The sequence below is a fragment of the Brevundimonas sp. TWP2-3-4b2 genome (assembly GCF_049897345.1).
Taxonomy (GTDB): Bacteria; Pseudomonadota; Alphaproteobacteria; order Caulobacterales; family Caulobacteraceae; genus Brevundimonas.
Map to the genome: position 1 here is coordinate 1 of NZ_JAFCWB010000013.1, position 4,376 is coordinate 4,376.

5 protein-coding genes are annotated in these 4,376 nt (G+C 61.8%); 4 read left to right on the top strand and 1 reads right to left on the bottom strand.

From position 1 onward, the window contains the following. The first annotated feature begins 116 nt into the window (after positions 1-116). The gene (locus tag ACP7AS_RS13060; protein ID WP_426029292.1) at positions 117-986 is read left to right on the top strand and encodes a replication initiator protein A; all 870 of its coding nucleotides are present in this window, start codon (positions 117-119) and stop codon (positions 984-986) included. A 658-nt stretch (positions 987-1,644) separates the two neighbouring features. On the opposite strand, the gene ACP7AS_RS13065 is transcribed toward ACP7AS_RS13060, so the two are convergent. Then, a complete protein-coding gene (locus ACP7AS_RS13065; protein WP_426029293.1) occupies positions 1,645-2,313 on the bottom strand; it encodes a hypothetical protein in 669 nt (222 codons plus the stop codon). A gap of 213 nt (positions 2,314-2,526) precedes the next feature. Between ACP7AS_RS13065 and ACP7AS_RS13070 the strand changes: the two genes are divergently transcribed. From ACP7AS_RS13070 to ACP7AS_RS13080, 3 genes are all read left to right on the top strand, one after another. Beyond that, the gene (locus ACP7AS_RS13070) at positions 2,527-3,204 is read left to right on the top strand and encodes a recombinase family protein (protein WP_426029294.1); all 678 of its coding nucleotides are present in this window, start codon (positions 2,527-2,529) and stop codon (positions 3,202-3,204) included. A gap of 122 nt (positions 3,205-3,326) precedes the next feature. Beyond that, positions 3,327-3,581: a surface-adhesin E family protein gene (locus ACP7AS_RS13075; protein WP_426029296.1), complete on the top strand. Its 255-nt coding sequence runs from the start codon at positions 3,327-3,329 to the stop codon at positions 3,579-3,581. Between the two features lie 469 nt (positions 3,582-4,050). Beyond that, entirely contained in the window at positions 4,051-4,368 is a 318-nt protein-coding gene (locus ACP7AS_RS13080) for a hypothetical protein (RefSeq protein WP_426029295.1), read from the top strand. Positions 4,369-4,376: the final 8 nt, after the last annotated feature.

Below are 4,376 nucleotides of genomic sequence, written 5' to 3' on the forward strand. Positions count from 1 at the left end.
ATCTACTCAACGTTTGATGAGGCGCAAGCCAACCAGCAGCCCTATGACCCTGACGCTGCTGCCAATGCTGCCGCCGCTGCTGCTGACGCCGCCATGGCCCCGGTAGAATAACGACCGTGACCCGCACCCAAGAGGCCCAGCCAGATCTATTCCTCGCCGTTATCGGTGATGCGCCCTTCCGGGACGGTCTGGACCTAATGGCGATTCCGGTTGTCTCGCTGGCGAAGGGTCGGCGGGTTGAGCCGATCAGGTTCACGCGGGGGGAATCATCCGTGGAGGTGTCCGCGCCGCCTCATATCGGCATCGCCACGATCTGGGATTTCGATTTCGTCCTCTACGCCGTGTCCCAGTTGAACGCCGCCGTGAACCGGGGCGAGACACCACCGTCAACGATCAATGCGCCCGCCCATGACATTCTCCGGGCCGTGCGTCGGGACGTTGGCGGGAAGGACTATCAGCGGATGCGGGAGGCGCTGGACCGCTTGAAGGCGACCACCATCCGAACCACCATCCGGGCGAACGGCAAACGGGGCGAAACCTTCAGCCTGATCGAGCGCGTGACGTGGGCCGAGGATGCGTTCGGAAAGCCCTTGGGTGTCTCAATCACGCTCCCTGACTGGCTCTATCGCGCCGTCATTGACCACCGCGTCCTGTCTCTCGATAGCCGGTATTTTGATCTCTCCGGGGGCTTGGCCCGCTGGCTCTACCGTGTGTCGCGGAAGCAGGCTGGCGACCGTCCAGACGGCTGGCGCTGGACCCTTGCTGATCTCCACCAACGGTCGGGCGTAACCCGCCCTTTGAAATCCTTTGCCTTCGATCTGCGGAAACTGATCGAGGCGAACCCCCTCCCGGAGTATTGGCTCACCGCCTACGCCGACGACGTCGGGACCGAGTGCGTTCACGTCACCCGCCGATCGAAGCTGGCCGCTGACCATCCGGGCCATGAAACCCCTCTGAAATCTCGCCGTCTGGACCCGGCCCTGTAGGGTTTGAATCTCTACGTAGTAGAGGGGTTTAAGAGTTTCAGGGTTGAAAACGGGCTATTAAATCAATCCGTTACCCTGTGGAAAGGTCCGCGATAACCCGTGTCTGGGTCCGCGATAACCCGTGTGTTCCGGTCCGCGATAACCCGTGCCTCAGGCGGTTCGCGTGCGCGCGAGAAAGCTGGATTAACGAACGCCTTGCACGTCATCGCCGGGGACAGGTCTGGACGTGCTGGCGATCAAGCTAGCCCCTCCCCCGGTGTCACGGTTTATCAGCCTGTAGGTCACGCGCCGTCGTCCAGCTTGTGGGGCGAAGCGATTTGATCACCCCCCATGTTCTCAATCGTGGATGCGCGTGTGCAGGTATGGCACCGGTGTCCGGTCTGGCCCGGTCTGGGGATCTGATCCGCCCCCCGCCCATCGCGTGCGTGCGTGCGGGCGCGGGCGCGTATTGGTGGCGAAACCCCCGCTCCCTCGATCTACTTGCGACTAAAATAGATGGCCTAGACCTTACCAAAACTTGTCATTCGAGAGGCCGGCGGTCTTGGCCCTCGTTTGAATAAACCTGATTAAAAAACTAACCCCGCATCGCTGTTAATAGCGATTTCCGGGCCGCTGACGGCAAAGTCTCTATTTCCTTCGCCCGATACCGGACAGGCCCTCAATGGCGTTCCTGCGTGTCCAGAACGGACGCTAGAGGCTTTGCGTGGCGCGACCGAGCCGCAACGTCGATTGCGTGACTGACGCGCAGCCGCTTTCCGGGGACGGGGTAGCCGCGCCGGTCTGCGCGGTGATCCTGACGGACGCCGAGCCTGTCGTGCACCTCGTCGTCGCCTTCCTTCAGAAAGTAGCTCAGCAGGTTGTCCAGCGTGGGGGGATGGATGCGCTGAACGTCCACCGCTCGCCGGGCGAAGGTGTCCGATGACGCCTCAACCCACCGGGCGACGGCTACAGCGAAGTCATCGAACATGATGGGAGGGACGTGGGCCAGCAGGTGAAGGTGGACGCCCTTTTTCAATCCACCCTCCCGACTGTAGGCCCAGACGGCGCGGCCACCGGTTCGACGGCGCAGCCAAATGGATATGAGATTGAGCAGGCTGGACACCCGTTCAGGCTCCGGGGTCGATGACGTGGCGACCGACCATTGAACGGTCACGAACGCCGTCATGGGCTTGGCAAGGACGTGGGTGGCGAAGCGGACCGCCTGCGTCCACCCGAATGCATCTTTGTATCGGATACGTTCTGCTATCCGTCGATGGGTCTTGGCCGCTGCAGGTTTCCGGGGACGCCCGACGGGGCCAATGGCTATTTTAGGCTTCCTGACGGCCATATCTCGTATGTCTACCCCTCTACCTAACTACCTCTAGACCCTACTACATGTGTCCGGGCGGGCGCGGGCCATCCCCGAACGCCCATTAACGTGTTGGAAACCCTACCAGAAAAGGCGGTTCTTTCCTAACCCCGTCGTGTTGGAAAATAATACTGGACTGGGGAAGCGTGTAACGGGTAAACGTTCGTCTGCCTGTTACGGGAGGGACCGCCGATGGCCGATGGAAAGTTTGTTGCCTACTACCGCGTCAGCACCGCGCGGCAGGGCCAGTCGGGTCTGGGGCTTGAGGCGCAGCGGGAGGCCGTGGAGCGGTATCTCAACGGCGGGTCGTGGTCGCTGATCGAGGCCTTCACAGAAATCGAAACCGGTAAGGGGTCGAACGCGCTGGCCCGTCGTCCCCAGTTGAAGGCGGCGCTGGCCTACGCCCGCAAGCACAAGGCAACGCTCGTCATCGCCAAGCTGGACCGCCTGTCACGCAGCACCGCGTTCCTGTTGTCCGTGGTCGAGGGTGCCGGGGATGAAGGCGTAGTGTTCTGCGACATGCCGCAAATCCCTCCGGGGCCGGTTGGCAAGTTTATGGTCACACAGTTGGCGGCAGTCGCTGAACTAGAGGCCGGCATGATTTCAGAGCGGACGAAGGCGGCGCTGGCCGCTGCAAAACGCCGGGGCGTGGTTCTGGGGGCGAACGGCAGGGCGTTGGCCGTGCGGAACCGGGCCGAGGCCGTAGCGCGTGTCGCGCCGATGGCGGAGCGGCTGACGGCTCTCCGGGGCGAGGGTTTGTCCCTGCGCCGAATCGCCAGCACCCTTAACGATGAAGGCGTGTCCTCTCCGGGCGGCGGGGCATGGTATCCCGCCAATGTTCAGCGGGCTTTGGGGAGGGTAACGCAATGATCATCGCAATCCTTCTGGCCCTTTCAGTCCAGCAGGCTGATCCGCCTGATTGGTGGGACACCCGACCTGACAACGGCTGGACGCTAGTCTCCGAAGCCGGCAATGGAGATGCCTTGATCTTCATGAAACCGGGACCAACCCCTACCCGGTTCTGGGTACGTTTCGAAAAGAGGACACCCATCGAAACCGGAATGATTTCCGCGGCGATTTTGAGTGAATATGACTGCGCTGGGGGGCGCGTACGGACCATTCAGTCTACCTATTATAACCAGCCGAACTTGGACGGCCCCTCCACGACAAGTCACGAAATAAGAGATTGGTCCTACCCGCTTCCCGATTCTGTTTCAGAGACGCAGTTTCTTTGGGCCTGCCGTTAAGTAGGTGAATGTCTGACGCTTTGGCAGACGGTTTAACGGCAGACGGTTTAACGGCAGACGGGACGGCAGACGCCGATGGCAGACACACCCACACCGAAGGCTCCACGTAAGCCTGTAGGCCGTCCTCCGAAGGGCAGGGGGGCGGCTATGTCGTCAGACGCGGCTGACGCACGCTGGACCGTGCGCGGCGTCCCGTTAAACGTCCGGGCGATGGCGACGAAAGCTGCTGATAAACAGGGTCTTACCGTAGGCGACTGGCTGGCCGAGGCCGTCATTGCGTATAGCCGGGGGAAGGTTACGTCTGCCGGTGATGGCCTTTCGGCAGACGGCGGCGCGAACGTCCCGGCCATGCCCCTGCCTGCCGAGTTGCCCAGCCTGCTAGCTGACATTCAGGACCGCCTGAAAGCGATCGAGGCTGACAAGCAGCGGAGCGTTATGGACCGCCTTTTGGGCAGACGGAGATAGGCGCATGGACCGGCGTTTCTGGGAGAAAATCCTTCCTGCCTCAGTGCTCGCGGTTGGCATCGCCACGGCAGGCTATTTCGTGGGTGGGGGTTACACTGTTGTGGAGGCCGATCGAGGAAGCGTCTTTGTCGTCGATCGACTTAGCGGCGCTGTTCGAAAATGCGTTGTGCGTTCCGGTTCAGCAGAGTGCGCTATCGTGCAGAGGGCCGGGATCTACTCAACGTTTGATGAGGCGCAAGCCAACCAGCAGCCCTATGACCCTGACGCTGCTGCCAATGCTGCCGCCGCTGCTGCTGACGCCGCCATGGCCCCGGTAGAATAACGACCGTG